The 18,181-nt window shown below is 72.4% G+C and carries 19 protein-coding genes and 1 pseudogene; 13 read left to right on the top strand and 7 right to left on the bottom strand.

All coding sequences use genetic code 11. From position 1 onward, the window contains the following. Positions 1 to 212, bottom strand: a pseudogene (locus DLJ59_RS23505) (2-phospho-L-lactate guanylyltransferase); the annotation flags it as partial. Between the two features lie 128 nt (positions 213 to 340). On the opposite strand from DLJ59_RS23505, the gene DLJ59_RS23510 reads away from it, so the two are divergent. The 5 genes from DLJ59_RS23510 to DLJ59_RS23530 all read left to right on the top strand — a co-directional run bounded on the left by DLJ59_RS23510 (position 341) and on the right by DLJ59_RS23530 (position 5,419). Further along, complete coding sequence (locus tag DLJ59_RS23510) at positions 341 to 1,078, top strand: lysophospholipid acyltransferase family protein (protein WP_124774773.1); 738 nt, start codon at positions 341 to 343, stop codon at positions 1,076 to 1,078. Continuing rightward, complete coding sequence (locus DLJ59_RS23515) at positions 1,075 to 2,082, top strand: NAD(P)H-dependent glycerol-3-phosphate dehydrogenase (protein WP_124774774.1); 1,008 nt, start codon at positions 1,075 to 1,077, stop codon at positions 2,080 to 2,082. Before DLJ59_RS23510 ends, DLJ59_RS23515 begins: the two co-directional genes overlap by 4 nt. 8 nt (positions 2,083 to 2,090) lie before the next feature. After that, positions 2,091 to 3,209, top strand: coding sequence for a cystathionine gamma-lyase (locus DLJ59_RS23520; RefSeq protein WP_124774775.1), 1,119 nt, complete (start codon positions 2,091 to 2,093; stop codon positions 3,207 to 3,209). A 145-nt stretch (positions 3,210 to 3,354) separates the two neighbouring features. Next, positions 3,355 to 4,146, top strand: a complete 792-nt coding sequence (locus DLJ59_RS23525; RefSeq protein WP_124774776.1) for a putative protein N(5)-glutamine methyltransferase — start codon at positions 3,355 to 3,357, stop codon at positions 4,144 to 4,146. A gap of 223 nt (positions 4,147 to 4,369) precedes the next feature. Continuing rightward, a complete protein-coding gene (locus DLJ59_RS23530; protein ID WP_124774777.1) occupies positions 4,370 to 5,419 on the top strand; it encodes an ROK family protein in 1,050 nt (349 codons plus the stop codon). A 41-nt stretch (positions 5,420 to 5,460) separates the two neighbouring features. On the opposite strand, the gene DLJ59_RS23535 is transcribed toward DLJ59_RS23530, so the two are convergent. Both DLJ59_RS23535 and DLJ59_RS23540 read right to left on the bottom strand, forming a co-directional pair. Then, on the bottom strand, positions 5,461 to 5,661 hold the full coding sequence (locus tag DLJ59_RS23535) for a DUF397 domain-containing protein (protein ID WP_124774778.1): 201 nt from the start codon (positions 5,659 to 5,661) through the stop codon (positions 5,461 to 5,463). A gap of 5 nt (positions 5,662 to 5,666) precedes the next feature. Then, positions 5,667 to 6,512, bottom strand: a complete 846-nt coding sequence (locus DLJ59_RS23540) for a helix-turn-helix domain-containing protein (protein ID WP_124774779.1) — start codon at positions 6,510 to 6,512, stop codon at positions 5,667 to 5,669. 278 nt (positions 6,513 to 6,790) lie between these two features. On the opposite strand from DLJ59_RS23540, the gene DLJ59_RS23545 reads away from it, so the two are divergent. Both DLJ59_RS23545 and DLJ59_RS23550 read left to right on the top strand, forming a co-directional pair. Beyond that, positions 6,791 to 7,009, top strand: a complete 219-nt coding sequence (locus DLJ59_RS23545) for a hypothetical protein (RefSeq protein WP_124774780.1) — start codon at positions 6,791 to 6,793, stop codon at positions 7,007 to 7,009. A 197-nt stretch (positions 7,010 to 7,206) separates the two neighbouring features. Then, a complete protein-coding gene (locus DLJ59_RS23550) occupies positions 7,207 to 8,307 on the top strand; it encodes a D-alanine--D-alanine ligase family protein (protein ID WP_124774781.1) in 1,101 nt (366 codons plus the stop codon). A 54-nt stretch (positions 8,308 to 8,361) separates the two neighbouring features. Here the strand turns inward: DLJ59_RS23550 and DLJ59_RS23555 are convergent, their stop codons facing one another. Together DLJ59_RS23555 and DLJ59_RS23560 are read right to left on the bottom strand one after the other, a co-directional pair. Then, positions 8,362 to 9,024: a DUF3515 family protein gene (locus DLJ59_RS23555; protein ID WP_244236187.1), complete on the bottom strand. Its 663-nt coding sequence runs from the start codon at positions 9,022 to 9,024 to the stop codon at positions 8,362 to 8,364. A gap of 30 nt (positions 9,025 to 9,054) precedes the next feature. After that, positions 9,055 to 9,288: an Lrp/AsnC ligand binding domain-containing protein gene (locus DLJ59_RS23560; protein WP_030487446.1), complete on the bottom strand. Its 234-nt coding sequence runs from the start codon at positions 9,286 to 9,288 to the stop codon at positions 9,055 to 9,057. A 96-nt stretch (positions 9,289 to 9,384) separates the two neighbouring features. Here DLJ59_RS23560 and DLJ59_RS23565 point away from each other — a divergent pair, with 96 nt between their 5' ends. Both DLJ59_RS23565 and DLJ59_RS23570 read left to right on the top strand, forming a co-directional pair. Beyond that, the gene (locus tag DLJ59_RS23565; protein ID WP_124774782.1) at positions 9,385 to 10,374 is read left to right on the top strand and encodes a thiamine-phosphate kinase; all 990 of its coding nucleotides are present in this window, start codon (positions 9,385 to 9,387) and stop codon (positions 10,372 to 10,374) included. A 29-nt stretch (positions 10,375 to 10,403) separates the two neighbouring features. Further along, positions 10,404 to 10,865: a GNAT family N-acetyltransferase gene (locus DLJ59_RS23570; RefSeq protein WP_124774783.1), complete on the top strand. Its 462-nt coding sequence runs from the start codon at positions 10,404 to 10,406 to the stop codon at positions 10,863 to 10,865. A 135-nt stretch (positions 10,866 to 11,000) separates the two neighbouring features. Here the strand turns inward: DLJ59_RS23570 and rpmB are convergent, their stop codons facing one another. Further along, a complete protein-coding gene (gene rpmB, locus DLJ59_RS23575; protein ID WP_007456456.1) occupies positions 11,001 to 11,192 on the bottom strand; it encodes a 50S ribosomal protein L28 in 192 nt (63 codons plus the stop codon). 287 nt (positions 11,193 to 11,479) lie between these two features. Between rpmB and DLJ59_RS23580 the strand changes: the two genes are divergently transcribed. Both DLJ59_RS23580 and recG read left to right on the top strand, forming a co-directional pair. Beyond that, complete coding sequence (locus tag DLJ59_RS23580) at positions 11,480 to 13,093, top strand: DAK2 domain-containing protein (protein WP_124774784.1); 1,614 nt, start codon at positions 11,480 to 11,482, stop codon at positions 13,091 to 13,093. Then, positions 13,090 to 15,339, top strand: coding sequence for an ATP-dependent DNA helicase RecG (recG, locus tag DLJ59_RS23585; RefSeq protein WP_124774785.1), 2,250 nt, complete (start codon positions 13,090 to 13,092; stop codon positions 15,337 to 15,339). The genes DLJ59_RS23580 and recG overlap by 4 nt, the downstream gene beginning before the upstream one ends. Before the next feature lie 179 nt (positions 15,340 to 15,518). On the opposite strand, the gene DLJ59_RS23590 is transcribed toward recG, so the two are convergent. Further along, complete coding sequence (locus DLJ59_RS23590; protein WP_124774786.1) at positions 15,519 to 16,694, bottom strand: LPXTG cell wall anchor domain-containing protein; 1,176 nt, start codon at positions 16,692 to 16,694, stop codon at positions 15,519 to 15,521. Between the two features lie 395 nt (positions 16,695 to 17,089). Between DLJ59_RS23590 and rsmD the strand changes: the two genes are divergently transcribed. After that, a complete protein-coding gene (rsmD, locus tag DLJ59_RS23595; RefSeq protein WP_124774787.1) occupies positions 17,090 to 17,653 on the top strand; it encodes a 16S rRNA (guanine(966)-N(2))-methyltransferase RsmD in 564 nt (187 codons plus the stop codon). Then, the gene (coaD, locus tag DLJ59_RS23600) at positions 17,650 to 18,132 is read left to right on the top strand and encodes a pantetheine-phosphate adenylyltransferase (RefSeq protein ID WP_124774788.1); all 483 of its coding nucleotides are present in this window, start codon (positions 17,650 to 17,652) and stop codon (positions 18,130 to 18,132) included. The genes rsmD and coaD overlap by 4 nt, the downstream gene beginning before the upstream one ends. The last annotated feature ends 49 nt before the right edge of the window (positions 18,133 to 18,181 follow it).

Genomic DNA, 18,181 nt, shown 5'->3' on the forward strand with positions numbered 1-18,181 from the left:
CCGGCCGCCCGGGCCGCCGCCACCCGGGCGTCGTCGGTCACCACCAGGGCCTCGGCGACCGCCGAGCAGGCCAGCACCGCGCGGAGCGTGTCGGCCGCCAGGGCGAGCGCCAACTCCTCATGCGGTACGCCGGGCAGCGCGCCCCGCAGCCGGCTCTTGGCCGCTGCCAGCTGCTTCACCGGCACCACCACGGCCCACCTCGGCTGACTCACGTCCGCAATCCTGCCAGCCGGACGACGGGACCCTCGCTGGCCGTACCGGGGGCGAGCAGGCATGATTTCCGCTGCGGGTGTCGCGGGCGGGACATCGCGGCGGGGTTGGGGCGCGACGAGGAGGCACTGTGGCACGGCGGAGGCTGGGGTTCTGGCAACGGTTCGCCGTGGGGCTGGTGAAGCCGGTGATGACCGTCTGGACCCGGCGTACCTGGCGTGGTCAGGAGCATCTCCGCCGGGACGGCGGCATGATCATCGTGGCGAACCACATTTCCCACGCCGACCCGCTGGTGTCCGCGCACTTCATCTTCGACTCCGGGCGCTGGCCGCAGTACCTGGGCAAGGCCAGCGTGTTCCGGGTGCCGGTGGTCGGCTGGATCCTGCACCGGTGCCGGCAGATCCCGGTCGAGCGGGGCACCGTGGACGCCGTCCGCTCGCTGGACGCACTGGTCGCCGCGCTCAACGAGGGCGGCGCGGTCGTGATCTACCCTGAGGGCACCACCACCCGACAGCCGGAACTCTGGCCGATGAAGGCGAAGACCGGTGCGGCCCGGCTGGCCCTGGCCACCGGCGCCCCGGTCGTACCGGTGGTGATGTGGGGGCCAGAACGGATCTTCGACCCGCGGACGACCCGGGTCAGCCTGCGTCCCCGGATCCCGGTGACCGTTGCCGCCGGGGAGCCGATCGACCTGAGCCGGTGGGCGGATGCCCAACCGACCCGGGCCACCCTCGAGGAGATGACGGACACCATCATGTTGCGGCTGCGGGACATGCTCGCCGAGATCCGTGGCGGTACCCCGCCGCCACTGTGGGAGCGACCGGCCCGGTCCTTTGTCGGCCGCGAGCAGCGGGATGACGCGGCATGAGCGGTCACGTCGCGGTGCTCGGTGCCGGTTCCTGGGGCACCGCCTTCGCCAAGATCCTCGCGGACGCGGGGCGGGACGTGACGGTGTGGGCCCGCCGCGCGCCGGTCGCGGAGAGCATCCGGGTCGAACGCCGCAATCCCGAGTATCTGCCCGACCTGCTGCTGCCGGCCCGGGTCACCGCCACCGCCGACGCCGCCGAGGCGATCACCGGCGCCGAGGTGGTGGTGCTGGCGGTGCCGTCGCAGACGCTGCGCGGCAACCTCGCCGAATGGGCCGGGCACCTGCACCCGGATTCCACCCTGGTGTCGCTGATGAAGGGCATCGAGCTGGGCACCACCAAGCGGATGAGCGAGGTCATCGTGGAGACCGCCGGGGTCGCCGCGGACCGGGTGGTCGTCGTGTCCGGCCCGAACCTGGCCCCGGAGATCGCCGTCGAGCAGCCCGCCGCGACAGTGGTCGCCGGGACGGACAGCGCCCGCGCCACGCTCGTCCAGTCGTCGATCCGGACGCCGTACCTGCGCCCCTACACCAACGACGACGTGATCGGCTGTGAGCTGGGCGGGGCGGTCAAGAACGTGATCGCCCTGTCGTACGGCATCGCCACCGCGATGGGTTTCGGCGACAACACCCGGGCCATGCTGATGACCCGTGGGCTGGCCGAGACGGCCCGGCTGGGCGTGGCGCTCGGCGCGGACCCGATCACCTTCGCCGGCCTCGCCGGCATGGGCGACCTGGTCGCCTCCTGTTCCTCCCCGCTGGCCCGCAACCGCACCTTCGGCGAGCATCTGGGCCGGGGGGAGACGCTGGAGCAGGCCCAGGCCGCCACCCGACAGACCGCGGAGGGCGTGAAGAGCTGCCTGGCGATCCGCGACCTGGCCCGGGCGCATGGCGTGGAGATGCCGATCACCGAGCACGTCGAGCGGATCTGCCACGAGGGGATGGACCCGCGCCTCGCCGTGGAAACCCTGATGAGCCGCACCGCCAAACCCGAGTCGTACGAGTGAGGAACCCGATGAGCGAATGGGGGGACGGCACCCGCTGCGTACGCGCTGGCCTGCCCGAGCCGGCACCGGGGGACGCGTTCCTGCCCGGGCCGGTCTTCGCCGCGCCGTACCACCTCGACCCGTTCCAGGGTCAGGGCACGTCGCCGAACGGCTACGGGCGCCCCGACAACCCGACCCGGCGGCTGCTGGAGGCGGCGGTGGGCGAGCTGGAGGGCGGTGACTGCCGGGTTTTCGCGACCGGTCAGGCGGCCATCACCGGCCTGCTGCTCACCCTGCTGCGGCCGGGGGACACCGTGGTGTTGCCCAGCGACGGATACTTCCCGGTCCGGGCGTTCGCCACCGACGTGCTGGAGGCCATCGGCGTCCGGGTGCTGTTCGTGCCGACCGTCGGGCCGTACCGGTCGTTCGAGGGCGTCCGGCTGGTGCTGGTGGAGACGCCGGCCAACCCGGGTCTGGACGTGGTCGACGTCGCGGCCCTGGCCGAGCGGGCGCACGCCGCCGGCGCGCTGCTCGCGGTGGACAACACCACTGCCACCCCGCTCGGTCAGCGCCCACTGGATCTCGGTGCCGACCTGGTGGTCGCCTCCGGCACGAAGGCGCTCACCGGCCACTCCGACCTGCTGCTGGGCTACCTGGCGAGCCGGTCCTCCGAGCTGATCGACGCGGTGACGACCTGGCGGACCACCACCGGTGCGGTGCCGGGCGCGTTCGACGCCTGGCTGGCCCACCGGTCACTGGCCACTCTCGACCTGCGCTTGGCGCGGCAGAGCGCGAACGCCGCAGCGGTCGCGGACCTGCTCGCCGGCCGGCCGGACGTGACCGGCCTGCGGTGGCCGGGGCGGCCGGACGACCCCGCGTACCCGGTGGCCTCGGCGCAGATGCACCGGATACCGGGTGTGCTCTCGTTCGACCTGGGCGACGCCGACCGGGTGGGCCGATTCGTCGAGGCCGCCCGGCTGGTGGCGGCGGCGACCTCCTTCGGTGGCCTGCACACCACCGCCGACCGGCGGGCGCAGTGGGGCGACGACACCGCTCCCGGCTTCGTCCGGCTCTCCTGCGGCGTGGAGGACACCGCTGACCTGGTGGCCGACATCGCCGCCGCGTTGGACGCCGCCGGAGCTGTCTGAGGTATCGTGTCGGCGGCCAAGATCGGTGGGCCGCCGACCGGGAGGAGGTGAGTTCGATCCGCCAACCAGCAGGACCGGCGCATCCTCCCAGGTCCACGTCGCGATAGCGGCCCTCGGGAGCGCCGGACTTTCCCCGGAGGTTCCCATGGCATCACCATTTTCTATCGACCATTCCGCCCTCGTGGGCCGGCTGCGCGCCGCCGGTTGCGTCTACGCCGAGGACGAGGCGGACCTGTTGCTGGCCGCCGCCCCCGACGATCCGGCGACGTTGGCCGATCTGACCGATCGTCGGGTGGCCGGCGAGCCGCTGGAGTACCTGCTCGGCTGGGCCGAGTTCTGTGGTCTGCGGATCGCCGTCGACGCGGGCGTCTTCGTGCCGCGCGGCCGGACGGCCCTGCTGGTAGAGGTGGCCGCAGCGTTGACCGGCCCGGCCCCGGCCGTGGTCGACCTGTGCTGTGGCTCCGGGGCCACCACTGTCGCGCTGGCGCACCGGCTGGCGCCACGCTGGCTGGCCGCCGCCGACATCGACCCGGCGGCCGTCGCCTGCGCGCGGCGCAACGTCGCCGGGCTCAACGCCGAGGTGTACGAGGGTGACCTCTTCGCTCCGCTGCCTGCGCGGTGGCGGGGTCGGCTGGACCTGGTGGTCGCCAACGCCCCGTACGTGCCGACCGCCGCGGTGGCGCTGATGCCGCCGGAGGCGCGACTGCACGAGGCCCCGGTTGCGCTCGACGGCGGCCCGGACGGGCTCTCCGTGCTGCGCCGGGTGGGCGTCGACGCCGCGCACTGGCTGACTCCCGGTGGGCACCTGGTAGTCGAGGCCGGAACCACCCAGGTGGACACCCTCTGCGCCGCGTTCACCGCAGCCGGCCTGATCCCAATCGTCCACCACGACGATGACCTGGACGCCACCGCAGTAACAGCCCGTCGCCCCACCTAATCCCCCACCCCCTGACCCGAGTCGATCAAGAAGTTGTGGTGCCCGATGGATACCGCGTCGCGTTGTTTGTCCGCCACCACAACTCCATGATCGACGCGGGAAGGCTGGCCGCGGGTCCGGTTTCTGGCCCGGCTGAGGCTGGTTCGGGGTGGCCGGGCGTGGCGGGGGAGAGAGCTTGGCACTAGCCTCGGCTCACACTCATGACGGCGAGAGGCGGGTTTCGTTGGGCAGCGCAGGGGTGCCGGTGGTCGTCGGGCTGGACAACGGCGGCACCAGCAACAACGCCACGGTGCTGACGGTGGACGGCCGGTTCCTGGTGGACGGGCTGTTGGAGATCCCCAGCGAGGTGCGGTCCGGGCCGGAGGCGGCGATCGAGGCGTTGGCCCGGGCGCTGGACGGCGCCCTGGCGCAGACCGGTGTGCCGCGCGAGCTGGTCCGGGCGGTCGGGCTGGACACTCCCGGCCCGGCCAGCGCCGAGGGGGTCATCTCGTCGCGGGGCTCCACCAACTTCTCCCAACCGGCCTGGCGCGGCTTCGACGTGCGGGGTGCGCTGGAGCGACGGCTCGGTCTGCCGGTGATCTATCACAACGACGGCAACGCGGCCGCGCTCTACGCCCACCACGTCTACTTCGGCGTCGACGCGATGAACCGTTCGTCGGTGTCCGCGATCGTCGGCACCGGCCTGGGCGGCGGTGTGGTCGAGAGCGGTCGGGTGGTCGCCGGTGCTGCTGGCATGGCGGGGGAGCTCGGCCACGTGCACATTCCGCTGAACGGGCTGCTCGGCCCGGGCCAGTCGGAGCCCACCTGCGCCTGCGGCTTCACCGGTGACGTCGAGAGCGTCGCCTCGCTGACCGGCATCGAGCGCAACCTGCTGCCGTACTGGCTGACCCGCTACCCCGACCATCCGCTCGCCGCCGAGCCGGTGGCCCGGGCCGCCAAGCTGGTCCGGGGGTACGGGGAGCGCGAGGACGCCCTCGCCCGGGACCTCTTCGCCCAGCAGGCGATGGCGTTGGGACGGCTGTTCACCGTCGCCGCGAACTTCACCGACCCGCACGCGTACTTCGTCGGCGGCGGGGTGGTGGAGGCGGCGCCGGAGTTCCGGGACTGGTTCCTGGCGACGGTCCGCGAGCACACAGTGCTCCGCGAGGAGCAGGCGGCGGTGGCCACCTTCGCGTTGGTGCCGGACCGGGACATGGCCGGTGCCCGAGGTGTCGCGATCGCCGCGCTGGAGGCGCTACGCGCCGTTCCGGAGCCCCGCCCGCTGGTTGCCTGAGCCGGCGCGGGCCTCGACCCGCACCGGCTCGGCACGTCTGGTCAGCGTCGGGGTGGCGCCTGGGCGAAGGCGGCCCAGGCCGCCGTTGGGAACAGCAGGGCCGGGCCGGCCGGGTCCTTGGAGTCGCGGACGGCCACGAGCCTTGGGATCGCGGCAACCTCCACGCAGGCGCCTTCGTCGCCGCTGCGGCTGCTCTTGCGCCAGGGTGCAGTGGCCAAGGCCGCTGTGATCATCGATGTCATCGATCCTACCGTCCCTTCAGGACTGACAGGAGCATCTCGCGGCTGTCCGCCGGACTGAGCGCCACGCTTCGGAGATGCTCCATGATCTTGGTGCAGGTACGCGTCTCGCCGGCGCGGTCGAGGATCATCTGACCTGCGACGGTTTCCACCGACGCGATGATCGGGTCCTCCGGGTCGGCGAACTCGAGGATGTGCAGGGAACCCCGGGTGCCCCGGTGGTAGCCGGCGGAGAGCGGGATCACCTGGACGCTGATGTTCGGCAACTCGGCCATCTTGACCAGGTGCCGCAGTTGCCCGTTCATCACCGACGGCTCACCGACCGGGCGGAGCAGCGCGCCCTCGTCGATGATCGCGTCGAGGATGGGCGGCTGCTCGGCGGTGAGCCGCTGTTGCCGGTCGAGCCGGATCTTGACCCGCTGCTCCACCAGGTCGTCGCCGAGGGTGTGCGGCCCGCCGCGCATCACACCTCGGATGTAGTCCGCGGTCTGCAACAGGCCGGGCACCACCGAGGGCTCGAAGTTGGCGATGGCGGTCGCCTCGGCCTCCAGCGCGATGAAGTCGATGGTGCGGGGGTCCAGCAGGTAGGAGTACGACACCCACCAGCCGGGCTTGCGGGCGTCCTTGGCCAGCTGCACCGCCGCGGCCACCTCCTCGGCGTTCACCCCGTACGACGTGAGCAGGGCGCGCACGGTGGCCGGGCTGATCAGGGTCTGGGCGTTCTCGTACCGGGAGAGGGTGCTGCGGGTGCTGTTGATCTCATCCGCCGCGGTCTCCAGCGTCAGCCCGGCGGCTTCCCGGTGGTGGCGCAGGGCGATGCCGAGCCGGCGGGCGCGAGCGGTCTTCGGGGCCATGCATCGATGGTCGCACACATTTGCGGGAACGTCTGCATGAGAAAACGTCGATGAGAGTTGCATTCACGGCTGTACACGTGTCAATCTGTGATGGCGTCCTCACCGCCGGTTGTCGTGGCGACGGTGGTGGTGAGCGACCGGAGGGGATGGGGCGCGCGGCGATCGGGTTTCTCCCCCGTACCCGATCGTCGCGTGCCGCCCCGCCATCCCGGCCCGCCGGAAGGAGACGACGTGCGAACCCGCCCGGAGCCCCCCGCCGTACCCTCGGTCGGCGCGCGATGACCCGCTTCCTCGTGGTGCTCACCGACGTGCGTCCCGTCGAGGGCGTCAACCGCAACGAGCGGGTCGTGCCGGAGCGGCGCCGGCAGGTCGTCGGCGCCAGCAGCCGGGAGGCCGCCGACCGCATCGCCGGAGCGTTCATGGCGCTGGGCATGGTGCGGGCCGGCCGGCAACGGGTGAAAGTGATCGCGGTCGGCCGCCGGCACTCCCGGGACTGAACGCAGGCGCAGGTCAGCGGTCTGCGACACCGCTACCTCCCGGTTACGCACCGTATATCCTCTGATGACCAATTGCCGTGTCGTGCCGTGGCTCGCCGGGTATCGCCTCGCCCTTTCGCCACGCACAGTAAGGTCAACCGGGTGAGCGCCACCGGCGAGCACGACCAGCCGCAGTCGCGTACGAAGAGGTGACCGGAGTGACCACCCCAGGCAAGACCCGCGTGGCGATCGTCTTCGGCGGCCGCAGCCCGGAGCACGGCATCTCCTGTGTCAGCGCCGGCAGCGTGTTCGGCGCACTCGACCCGGACGAGTTCGAGGTGGTGCCGGTGGGCATCACCCGGGCCGGCCAGTGGGTGCTGACCAACGGTGATCCCGCCCAGCTCGCGATCAACGCCCGTCAGCTCCCGGAGATCACCGCCGACTCCGGCGACGACATCGTGCTGCGCGCCGACCCCACCGGCAACGGACTGATGGTGCTCGACCCGACCGAGGGCCCCCGGGTGCTGGCCGACGTGGACGTGGTCTTCCCGGTGCTGCACGGCACCTACGGCGAGGACGGCACCATCCAGGGAATGCTGGAGATGGCCGGCATCCCCTACGTCGGGGCGAACGTGTTCGCCTCCGCGGCCGCCATGGACAAGGAGTTCACCAAGAAGCTCTGTGCCGTCGAGGGCATCCCGGTCGGCTCGTACGCCGTGCTGCGCAACGGGATGACCCTCAGCGAGCAGGACAAGGACCGGCTCGGCCTGCCGGTCTTCGTCAAGCCGTCCCGGGCCGGGTCCTCGTTCGGCGTCAACAAGGTCACCGACTGGGCGCAGCTCGACGCGGCGGTCGCCGCCGCCCGGCAGTTCGACCCGAAGGTCATCATCGAGGCCGCGATCGTCGGCCGCGAAATCGAGTGTGGCGTGCTGGAGGGCGAGGCCGGTGGCGCGCCCGAGGCGTCCGTGCTGGCCGAGGTGCGGGTCGTCGCCGACCACGACTTCTACGACTTCGAGGCGAAGTACCTCGACGACTCCTGCGAGTACGACATTCCGGCCAACCTGCCGGAGAAGGTGACCCGCCAGGTGCAGGAGTACGCGGTCCGCGCGTTCACCGCGCTGGACTGCGCCGGTCTGGCCCGCGCCGACTTTTTCGTCACCCCCGAGCTGGACGTCTACCTCAACGAGATCAACACGATGCCCGGCTTCACCCCGACGTCGATGTTCCCCCGGATGTGGGCGGCCTCCGGCCTGGAGTACCCGAAGCTGGTCAACCGCCTGATCCGTACCGCCCAGCGACGCGGCGTAGGCCTGCACTGAGCCGGCCGACCCCGCCCGCGCAGCTCATCCGGCGCGGGCGGAGTCGGTTCGAGTTCAGCGCTGGCAGCCGGACGGGATGGCGCCGCCGGAGGGCACACTCGCCACGATCGTGCTGGAGATCGTCGGCAACCACTGCAACGGCTGCTCGTACGAGCGCGGGATGCGCACGGTGATCAGTGTCTCCCGGTCGACCGTGGAGAGGACAGCCTCGTCGGCCTGCTCGGCCAGATGCCAGCAGACCCGGTTGACCGTCCAGACCTCGTCGGTGCTGGGGAAGGCGGGCTCGGTGCCGCCGCAGGCCACGGTGAGCGCGGGGTCGCCGTACGCGGCGTTCTGCTCCGGGCCGGCGGTTACCGGCCGCTGGGCCAGGTCGCGGATGCTCGCCGGGAGCTGGGAGAGCAGGGCCCGGCAGACCGTGGCCGGGCGGGCGGCCAGCGCCGGGGCGGCCATCTCCACCGGGGCGGTGGACTGCACCCGGGCGGCGGTCGCGGAGGGGGTCGGCGCGGCGACCGGAGCATCCGGGCTGAGCTTGTTGAAGGCCAACACGGCCACCAGCAGCGTGATCGGCAGCGCGATCAACGTGGCCAGCAGGGCGGCGCCCCGCATGGTCCGATCGCGGCCGGCCGGCGCGGCGACGGCGGGATCGGTCGACTCGCCGTTACCGTCAGCCGGCTCGGACGTCCCGTCGGCGGCGTCGCGCGCCCCGTCGTCGTCCAGAGCAGAGGAGGATGATGTCAACTCGTCCACTTACAGCCGCACCACCGAACACGTGAGGGTGCGAGTGATGCCGGGCACCATCTGCACCTTGCTGACGATGAGTTTGCCGAGCTCGTCGACGGTGTTCGCCTCGGTGAGGACGACCACGTCGTACGGCCCGGTGACGGCGTCGACGCGAACCACGCCGGGGATGTCCGCGATGAGACCCGCCACGTCACGCGCGCGGCCGACCTCGGTCTGGATGAGGATGTACGCCTGTACCACGACTCGACCTCCGTCCGTCGCCGCCCGGGAGCGGCCCGAAGGGTGAAACTACCTTACGGACCAGGTCTGATCCCTATCGGTGGTCAAGGAGCAGCGGTGAGCGAGCACGGCGGAGCGGGGCAGCACGGGCGGAACGCCCGCGGTGGCGTCGGCGTGTCCGGAATCGGGGAGTTCGGGCTGATCGGGAAGATCACCGCCCGGCTGTCGTACGGGCCGACGACCCTGCTCGGCCCGGGCGACGACGCGGCGCTGGTGGCCGCGCCGGACGGCCGGGTGGCAGCCTCCACCGACGTGCTGGTCGACGGACGACACTTCCGGCGGGACTGGTCCTCGGCCCGCGACGTCGGGCACCGGGCGGCAGCGGCCAACCTGGCGGACATCGCGGCGATGGGTGCCACGCCCACCGCCCTGCTGGTCGCGCTCTGCATGCCGGCGGACCTGGACACCGGCTGGGCGGAGGAGCTGGCCGACGGGCTCTCCGCGGAGGCGGCCACGGTCGGCGCGAGTGTCGTCGGCGGGGACATGTCGGCCAGCCCCACCCTGACCATCGCGGTCACCGCGCTGGGCGACCTGGCGGGCCGCCCACCCGTGCTGCGCTCGGGCGCCCGACCCGGGGACGTGCTCGCCCTGGCCGGGCGCACCGGGTACGCGGCAGCCGGGTTGACCGTGCTGACCCGCGGCTTCCGCACCCCCCGGCTGTTGGTCGAGGCGTACCGGCGACCGCAGGTGCCCTACCAGGCCGGCCCGCAGGCCGCCCAGCTCGGCGCCACCTCCATGATCGACGTGTCGGACGGGCTCCTCGCCGACCTCGGGCACATGTCGGCGGCCAGCGGGGTGGCGATCGACGTACGCCGGGACGGGTTCGAGGTGCCCCGGCAGATGGCCGACGCGGCGCAGGCACTCGGCGTCGACCCGTACACCTGGATCCTCGCCGGGGGCGACGACCACGCGCTGGCCGCGACCTTCCCCCCGGCGGTGGCGCTGCCGCCGGGCTGGCGGCCGATCGGCCTGGTCACGGACGGTGCCGGCGTGACTGTCGACGGGGTTGCCTACGACGGCCCGGCCGGCTGGGACCACTTTCGGTGAGGCCCGCGCGCCGCCGTACCCTGGATACCGTGAGTGAGATCGAGATCCGGCTGGTGCGGTTCGACGCACCGGTGGCACAGCACCTGATCCAAGCCGCACTTGCCGACCTCGCTGCCCGCTACGGCGGCTCCGGTGACGACACCCCGGTGGACGCGGCGGAGTTCGAGCCGCCCGATGGCGCGTTCCTCGTCGCCTACCTGGCCGGCGAGGCGGTCGGCTGCGGTGGCTGGCGCAGCCACGGCGCGGACACCGCGGAGCTGAAGCGGATGTACACGGCACCGGCGGCGCGGGGGCGGGGCGTGGCCCGTGCGGTGCTGGCGGCCGTCGAGCGCTCGGCCCGCGAGCAGGGCCGCAAGCGGATGCTCCTGGAATGCGGCGACAAGCAGCCCGAGGCGATCGCCATGTACGGCTCCGCCGGGTACGAGCGGATCCCGAACTTCGGCTTCTACAAGGACGCGGAGGGCTGTCTCTCCTTCGGCCGCACCCTCTGACCTGCGCACCCGGCCCGGCCTGGCCGATGCGCCAGGCCCTGGGCGGGTGGGTGGCGACTGCCCGGGAACACGACAGAGCCGACGGACCCTCGGGGTCCGCCGGCTGAGCCGTACGAGAAGGTGGGTGTTACCGCGTCAGGCGCGGGTGACCTTGCCGGCCTTGATGCACGAGGTGCAGACCTGCAACTTCTTGGTGTTGCCGCCACCGGCCGGGGTACGCACCGACTGGATGTTCGGGTTCCAGCGGCGGTTGGTCCGCCGGTGCGAGTGGGACACGTTGTGGCCGAAGCCCGGTCCCTTGCCACAGACGTCGCACACGCTAGCCACGGGATACTCCTGGGATTGATACGTTCATGAGGTCGCCGGCAGGTGCTGCCCGGGCAACCTGGTCAGGTTACCCGATGACTCGCCGACCCGGCCAACCGGCCCGGTCCGGCACTCGCCCGTGCCCCGGCTCAGGCCTGGTCGTGGGCCCGTCCGCCCGACGGTGGGCCGGCCCGGCGACAACGGTACCGGAGGGGTCCGTCCCCGCCGCGACCACCGCCGGCCCGGGGCGTGGCGGACACGCCGGACGAGTCCGACGGGTGTCGGTGCGCGCCAGTAGGCTTCTGCCCGTGCTGGACACCCTCGACGCCGCTGCGGTCCGCCGCTGGTGTGCGGGCGGGCTGGCCGCACTGAAGCGCCATCAGGGCGAGATCGACCAGCTCAACGTCTATCCGGTGCCCGACGGCGACACCGGCACCAACCTGGTGCTCACCCTCACCTCGGCCCAGCAGGCCCTCGCCATGGATCTGGACACTCTCCCCGACAGCGGGCCGACCGCGCACGGGCACGCGGCGCGGCTGATGGCCCAGGGCGCGCTGCTCGGCGCGCGAGGCAACTCCGGGGTGATCCTCTCGCAGATCCTGCGTGGTTTCGCCGACCAGGTCGCCGGGGTGCCGGCGGTGCGCGGCCGGGAGTTCGCCGCCGCGTTGCGGTCCGGCACCACCGCCGCGTACACAGCGGTCTCCCGGCCGGTCGAGGGCACAGTGCTCACAGTGGTCGCGGCCGCCGCCGCCGCGGCCGAGGGCGCGGACAGCGACGACCTGCCGGCGGTGGCCGACGTCGCGGCCCGGGCGGCGGCCGAGGCGCTCGCCCGGACCCCGGAGCAACTGCCGGCGCTGGCCCGCGCGGGGGTGGTGGACGCCGGTGGCCGAGGGCTCTGCGTGCTGCTCGACGCCCTGGTCGAGGTGCTGACCGGGGAGAGCACGGCCCGGCCCGCGCCGACGCCGCGCTCCGCCCGCCCGGCGGCCACCGTCGCCCGGGAGACCGGTTCCGACGAGTACGCGTACGAGGTGCAGTTCCTGCTCGATGCCCGAGCCGAGGCGGTCGCCGGGTTGCGGCGGGCCCTGGACGCCCTGGGAGATTCACTGGTCGTCGTCGGCGACGGGCGTGAGCCGGAGGGCACCTGGAACGTGCACGTGCATGTCAACGACGTGGGCGCGGCGGTCGAGGCCGGGGTCGTCGCCGGCCGCCCGTACCGGATCTCGGTGACCCGTTTCGCCGACCAGCCGGAGCCACCCGCCAGTCCGGTGGCGGCCGGCCGCGCCGCGGTGGTGGTGGCCACCGGTGGCGGCATCGCCGAGCTGTTCGCCGCGGAGGGGGCCACCGTGGTGCCGGGCAACCCGTCCACCGGTGAGTTGCTCGACGCCGTGCGCAGCACCGGTGCGGCCCGGGTCGTGGTGCTGCCCAACGACGCCAACACGGAGGCGGTGGCGAGCGCCGCCGCCCGCGAGGCCCACCGCTACGGCATCAAGGTGAGCGTGGTGCCGACCCGTTCGCCCGTGCAGGCGCTGGCCGCCCTCGCGGTCCGCGACGGCGACCGCCGCTTCGAGGACGACGTGATCGCGATGGCCGAGGCGGCGGGCGCCTGCCGTTACGCCGAGGTCTGCCATGCCAGCCGGGAGGCGTTGACCGTGGCCGGCCCGTGCCGTCCCGGTGACGTGTTGGCGCTGGTGGAGGGGGAGGTGCACCTGATCGGCACCGACCTCACCGACACCTGCGCGGCCGTCGTCGACCGGATGCTCGGCGGTGGTGGCGAGATGGTCACCCTGCTGACCGGGGTGGATGCTCCGGTCGGGCTCACCGATGCCGTCCGCGCGCACGTCGCGCGACGCTGGCCGTTCGTCGAGGTGCACGCGTACCCGGGCGGTCAGCCGTTTTACCCGCTCCTGGTAGGGATCGAATGAGCGAACCAGCCACCGTGGACACTCCGCTGAAGAAGCTGGTCGGGGAAAAGACAGCCAAGGCGCTGGCCTCGCACCTCGACCTGCACACCGCGGGTGACCTGGTCTACCACTTTCCGCGTCGCTACGACGAGCGCGGTGAGCACACCGACATCCGCTCGCTGGACGTCGGTGAGCAGGTCACCGTGCTGGCCCAGGTGCAGCGCACAGCGGTGCGCCCGATGCGACAGCGGCGGGGCAACCTGCTGGAGGTGACCGTCGGCGACGGCTCCGGCGGGGTGCTGACGTTGACCTTCTTCGGCAACCAGGCGTGGCGCGAACGGGAGCTGCGCCCCGGCCGGTGGGGGCTGTTCGCCGGCAAGGTCACCGAATTCCGGGGCAAACGGCAGCTCAACGGCCCGGAGTACGTCCTGCTCGGCGAGGGTGGCGACGGCGAGGCGGCGGTCAGCGACGACATCGAGGAATTCGCCGGGGCCCTGATCCCCGTCTACCCGGCCGCCGCGGCCGTGCCGACCTGGGTGATCGCGCGTTGCGTGCGCGTCGTACTGGACACGTTCACCCCGCCGGACGATCCACTGCCGAACGCCGTGCGGGCCAGCCGCAAGCTGGTCGGGTTGGCCGCCGCGCTGACCGAGATCCACCGGCCGTCCAGCAAGGAGGCGCTGCACCAGGCGCGGCGGCGGCTCAAGTGGGACGAGGCCTTCGCCGTCCAGGTGACCCTGGTGCAGCGCAAGCACCGGGCAGCCGACTGGCCGGCCCGGCCCCGCCCAGCCCGCCCCGGCGGGCTGCTGGAGGCCTTCGACGCCCGACTCCCGTACGAGCTGACCGCCGGTCAGCGCGAGGTGGGTGTGGAGATCGCTGCCGACCTGGGTGCCCCGCACCCCATGCACCGCCTGTTGCAGGGCGAGGTCGGCTCGGGCAAGACGGTGGTGGCGCTGCGGGCGATGCTCCAGGTGGTCGACGCGGGCGGGCAGGCCGCTCTGCTGGCGCCCACCGAGGTGCTGGCCGCCCAGCACCACCGCGGCATGCTCGACCTGCTCGGGCCGCTCGGGCGGGCCGGTGAGCTGGGCTCCGCCGAGCACGCCACGCGGGTCGAGCTGGTCACCGGGTCGCTGGGCGCGGCAGCCCGCCGCCGGGCGCTCGGCGAGGTGGCCAGCGGCGCCGCCGGCATCGTGCTCGGCACCCACGCCCTGCTCTACGAGGGGGTCGACTTCGCCGACCTAGGCCTGGTGGTCGTCGACGAGCAGCACCGTTTCGGCGTGGAGCAGCGCGACGCCCTGCGGGCCAAGGCCGACCAGCCGCCGCACGTGCTGGTGATGACGGCCACCCCGATCCCGCGCACGGTGGCGATGACGGTCTACGGCGACCTGGAGGTCTCCACGCTCTCCCAGCTGCCCCGGGGGCGGTCGCCGATCGCCTCGCACGTGGTGCCGGCCGCCGAGAAGCCGGCCTATCTGGACCGGGCCTGGCGGCGGCTGCGCGAGGAGGTGACCGCCGGCCACCAGGCGTACGTGGTGTGTCCGCGCATCGGGGATGCGAGGTCCGGGGCCGGAGCGGCCAACGCGGAGGCGACGGACTTCGAACTCGGGCCGGCTGGCGACGAGGAGCCGCCACCCGAGGACGACAACGGCCGTCGACCGCCGCTGGCGGTGACCGAGGTGGCCCCGCTGCTGGCCGAGGGCCCGCTGCACGGCCTGCGGATCGGGGTGCTGCACGGTCGCCTGCCGGCCGACGAGAAGGACGCGGTGATGCGTTCCTTCGCCGCCGGTGACCTGGACGTGCTGGTGGCGACGACAGTGGTCGAGGTCGGCGTGGACGTGCCGAACGCGACAGTGATGATCGTGCTGGACGCCGACCGGTTCGGTGTCTCTCAGTTGCACCAGTTGCGGGGCCGCGTCGGCCGGGGTGCCGCCGCCGGGCTCTGTCTGCTGGTCAGTGAGGCGGCCGAGGGTTCGTCGGCGCGGGAGCGACTGGACGCGGTGGCGTCCACGAGCGACGGGTTCAAGCTCGCCGAGCTCGATCTGGAGCAGCGCCGCGAGGGCGATGTGCTGGGTGCCACCCAGTCCGGGCACCGCTCGCACCTGCGGTTGCTGTCCCTGCGACGCGACGCCGACCTGATCCGCGACGCCCGCGCCGAGGCGATCACCCTGATCGAGGACGATCCGGAGCTGACCCGCAGCCCGGCGCTGGCCGCCTCGGTAGCCGCACTGGTCGACGAGGACCGCGCGGAGTACCTGGAAAAGGGCTGATCTCGCCAGCCCGCCGGCTGCCTCGCCGTTGATCCACTCGGCTTTCATGAAACCGGGGTATCCCGCCGACGCGGATACCCCGGTTTCCGTGACGTCGAGTCGATCACGCAGGCCAGTACATGGCTGAGGGCGCGCCGACCAGGTGGTCGACGCGCCCTCAGGTGTCAGAGCGGTTTGTCTCAGGCGGTGAAGCGAACCCGACGACGACGGGCCACCACGAACAGGGCGGCACCGGCCGCGAGCAGCGCCACGGCACCGGCGATGATGCCGCCGGTGGCAGCACCGGTCAGCGGCAGAGCCGGCTCGTCCTTGCCGCCACCCTGGCCCGGCGCGCAGTCGGCCGGCTTCTCCCAGGCGATCGGGCTGGTGTCATCGAGACCCTCGGCGGCCGGGGTCACGGTCAGACCCTCGAACGCCTCGAACTCGACGACCACGGTCTTGCCCGGCTCGACGGTCCGCTTCTGCGCCTCACCCTTGTTCGGGGTCAGGGTCACCTCGAAGGCCTTGCCGTCCTCCGGGTTGGCGAAGCCGAAGATCAGCTTGTCGCAGGTGGACTCGAAGCCGGCCTGGGGCTCACCGGGCTTGACGCAGTCCTCGGGGCTCGCCCAGGTGTAGGGCTCGCCGACCGGCTTGTCACCCTCGCTGACGGTGATCTTGCCGGCCTTGGCCGGGACGACGATGTCCTTCTTGCTCTCGCCCGGCTTGACGGTGTAGGTCTCCGAGAAGTCCTTGGCCTTGACGGTGAGCTTGGCGTCGGTCGTAGCGTCCGCGCCGTTGGCGAGCGTCACCGTGACGGCGCCCTCGCAGTCGGAGGCGAAGCTGGCGGTGGGGATGCTGACCGCCGGCGGGGTGGTCGGCGGGGTGGTCGGCGGGGTGCTCGGCGACGGCTCCGGCGACGGGCTGGTCGGCGGCTGCTCGGTCTCGCAGGTGCCCTCGAACGTCACCTCGGCCGTGCGCGCCTTCTGCTCGGGGTAGCCGTCGTCCCACCGGGCCTTCACGGCGAGGGTGGCCTCGGTGGCTGAGCCGGGCACCCGCTGCACGCCGGTGATCGGGGTGTTGACGTCGTACGGGTAGGAGCTCTTCTCCGACGTCGCGACGATGTTGGTCACCGTGGTGTTGGCGGGGGTGAGCGCGACGCTCGACAGCTGGAAGCGCTTCGAGGAGTAGTGGTAGACGCTCTTGACGGTCCAGTTCACCACCCACTCGCCGGTGGTGGTGTCACAGACCGCTTGGCCGCTCGGCTCGGTGTAGTGGGCGCTCGCGGGGCTCGCGATGACGCCGACACCGGCGAGGCCGATCAGCGCGCCCGCGGCGATGGCCGCGAGGCGCCGGAACGGAGACTTGGGAGGGTTCACGCCTGCTCCTGGTGAGGGGGGTACGGATCGCGTGGCGGGAGGCCGGGAGACGTGGTGACCGGGGAGTCACCTGCTCACCGGGGCGTCGCGACGCGGTGGTGTTCCCGCGGCGAAAGCGGGGACAGGGGGAGACTGTACTGATGGGTGGTTAATGAGGGGAGTTCAGATCATTGCCATTCGGCAATGTAGTCGATTCGTGATCTTTGATGAACCGAAGGTGTCGGTCTGGTCACTGGGGACCGTCCGCCCGCCGCGACTCCACGGTGGATCTCACGCTGGCGTGGCTGCTCAGGTGCACTGCGGCGTCGCCGCGCCGGCCGGCTCCGCGATCCGTGCCGTGCTGACCGGGGTCGCGCCGCATCGCGTAGCGTCGCGGGCATGAGCAGGAGGAAACGGTGACCCGGATCGTGGCCGGGACGCTCGGTGGCCGGCGGATCGCCGCGCCTCCCGGCGCCGGCACCCGACCCACCTCGGACCGGGTCCGGGAGGCGCTGTTCAGCGCCATCGAGGCCGACGTCGATCTCGACGGCGCCCGCTTCGCCGACCTGTACGCCGGCTCCGGCGCGGTCGGGCTGGAGGCGCTCTCCCGAGGTGCCCGGCACGTGCTGCTGGTCGAGTCCGACCCGCGGGCGGCCCGGGTGATCCGGGAGAACGTGGCGGCCCTGCGCGCCGGTCCGGCGGCCCGTCTGGTCACCGGCAAGGTGGCGACGGTGCTGGCCGCCGGCCCGGACGGCGAGCCGTACGACGTGGTCTTCGCCGACCCGCCGTACGCGGTGCCGGACGAGGAGATCACCGCGCTGTTGGCCGCCTTGGTCGACGGCGGGTGGCTGGCGCCCGACGCGTTGGTGGTGGTGGAGCGGTCCCGCCGCACCAGGGAGTTCGCCTGGGTGGACGGGATCACCGCCGAGCGCAGCCGCCGTTACGGCGAGACCACCCTTTGGTACGGTCGCCGATCATGAGACGTGCGGTGTGTCCCGGTTCGTTCGATCCGGTCACCAACGGACACCTCGACATCATCGGGAGGGCCAGTCGGCTCTTCGATGAGGTGATCGTCGGTGTGCTGGTGAATCAGTCGAAGAGTGGCCTGTTCACCGTCGAGGAGCGCATCGAGATGCTCCGCGAGGTGACCTCGTCGTACGGCAACGTGCGGGTCGAGTCGTTCCGGGGGCTGCTGGTGGACTTCTGCCGGGCCCAGCAGGCCAGTGTGCTGATCAAGGGTCTGCGGGCGGTCAGCGACTTCGACTACGAGTTGCAGATGGCCCAGATGAACATCGGTCTGGCTGGTGTCGAGACGCTCTTCATGCCGACCAACCCGCTCTATTCGTTCCTTTCGTCGAGCTTGGTCAAGGACGTGGCCAAGTGGGGTGGCGACATCTCCGCCCACGTTCCCGATCCGGTGCGCGAAGCCCTCCAGGCCCGGCTGGGCCCGGGTCGCTGAGCTGACCCCTCCACCCCGGTCTCTTATACACATCTGACGCTGCCGACGA

The organism is Micromonospora inaquosa, from assembly GCF_003857055.1.
GTDB classification, from domain to species: domain Bacteria; phylum Actinomycetota; class Actinomycetes; order Mycobacteriales; family Micromonosporaceae; genus Micromonospora; species Micromonospora inaquosa.

What these genes read in the sequence shown, in the direction of transcription:
- DLJ59_RS23515 (WP_124774774.1), top strand. Translation starts at nt 1,075, where the DNA reads ATGAGCGGTCACGTCGCGGTGCTCGGTGCCGGTTCCTGGGGCACCGCC.
- DLJ59_RS23520 (WP_124774775.1), top strand. Translation starts at nt 2,091, where the DNA reads ATGAGCGAATGGGGGGACGGCACCCGCTGCGTACGCGCTGGCCTGCCC.
- DLJ59_RS23525 (WP_124774776.1), top strand. Translation starts at nt 3,355, where the DNA reads ATGGCATCACCATTTTCTATCGACCATTCCGCCCTCGTGGGCCGGCTG.
- DLJ59_RS23535 (WP_124774778.1), bottom strand. Translation starts at nt 5,661, where the DNA reads ATGACATCGATGATCACAGCGGCCTTGGCCACTGCACCCTGGCGCAAG.
- DLJ59_RS23540 (WP_124774779.1), bottom strand. Translation starts at nt 6,512, where the DNA reads ATGGCCCCGAAGACCGCTCGCGCCCGCCGGCTCGGCATCGCCCTGCGC.
- DLJ59_RS23545 (WP_124774780.1), top strand. Translation starts at nt 6,791, where the DNA reads ATGACCCGCTTCCTCGTGGTGCTCACCGACGTGCGTCCCGTCGAGGGC.
- recG (WP_124774785.1), top strand. Translation starts at nt 13,090, where the DNA reads ATGAGCGAACCAGCCACCGTGGACACTCCGCTGAAGAAGCTGGTCGGG.
- coaD (WP_124774788.1), top strand. Translation starts at nt 17,650, where the DNA reads ATGAGACGTGCGGTGTGTCCCGGTTCGTTCGATCCGGTCACCAACGGA.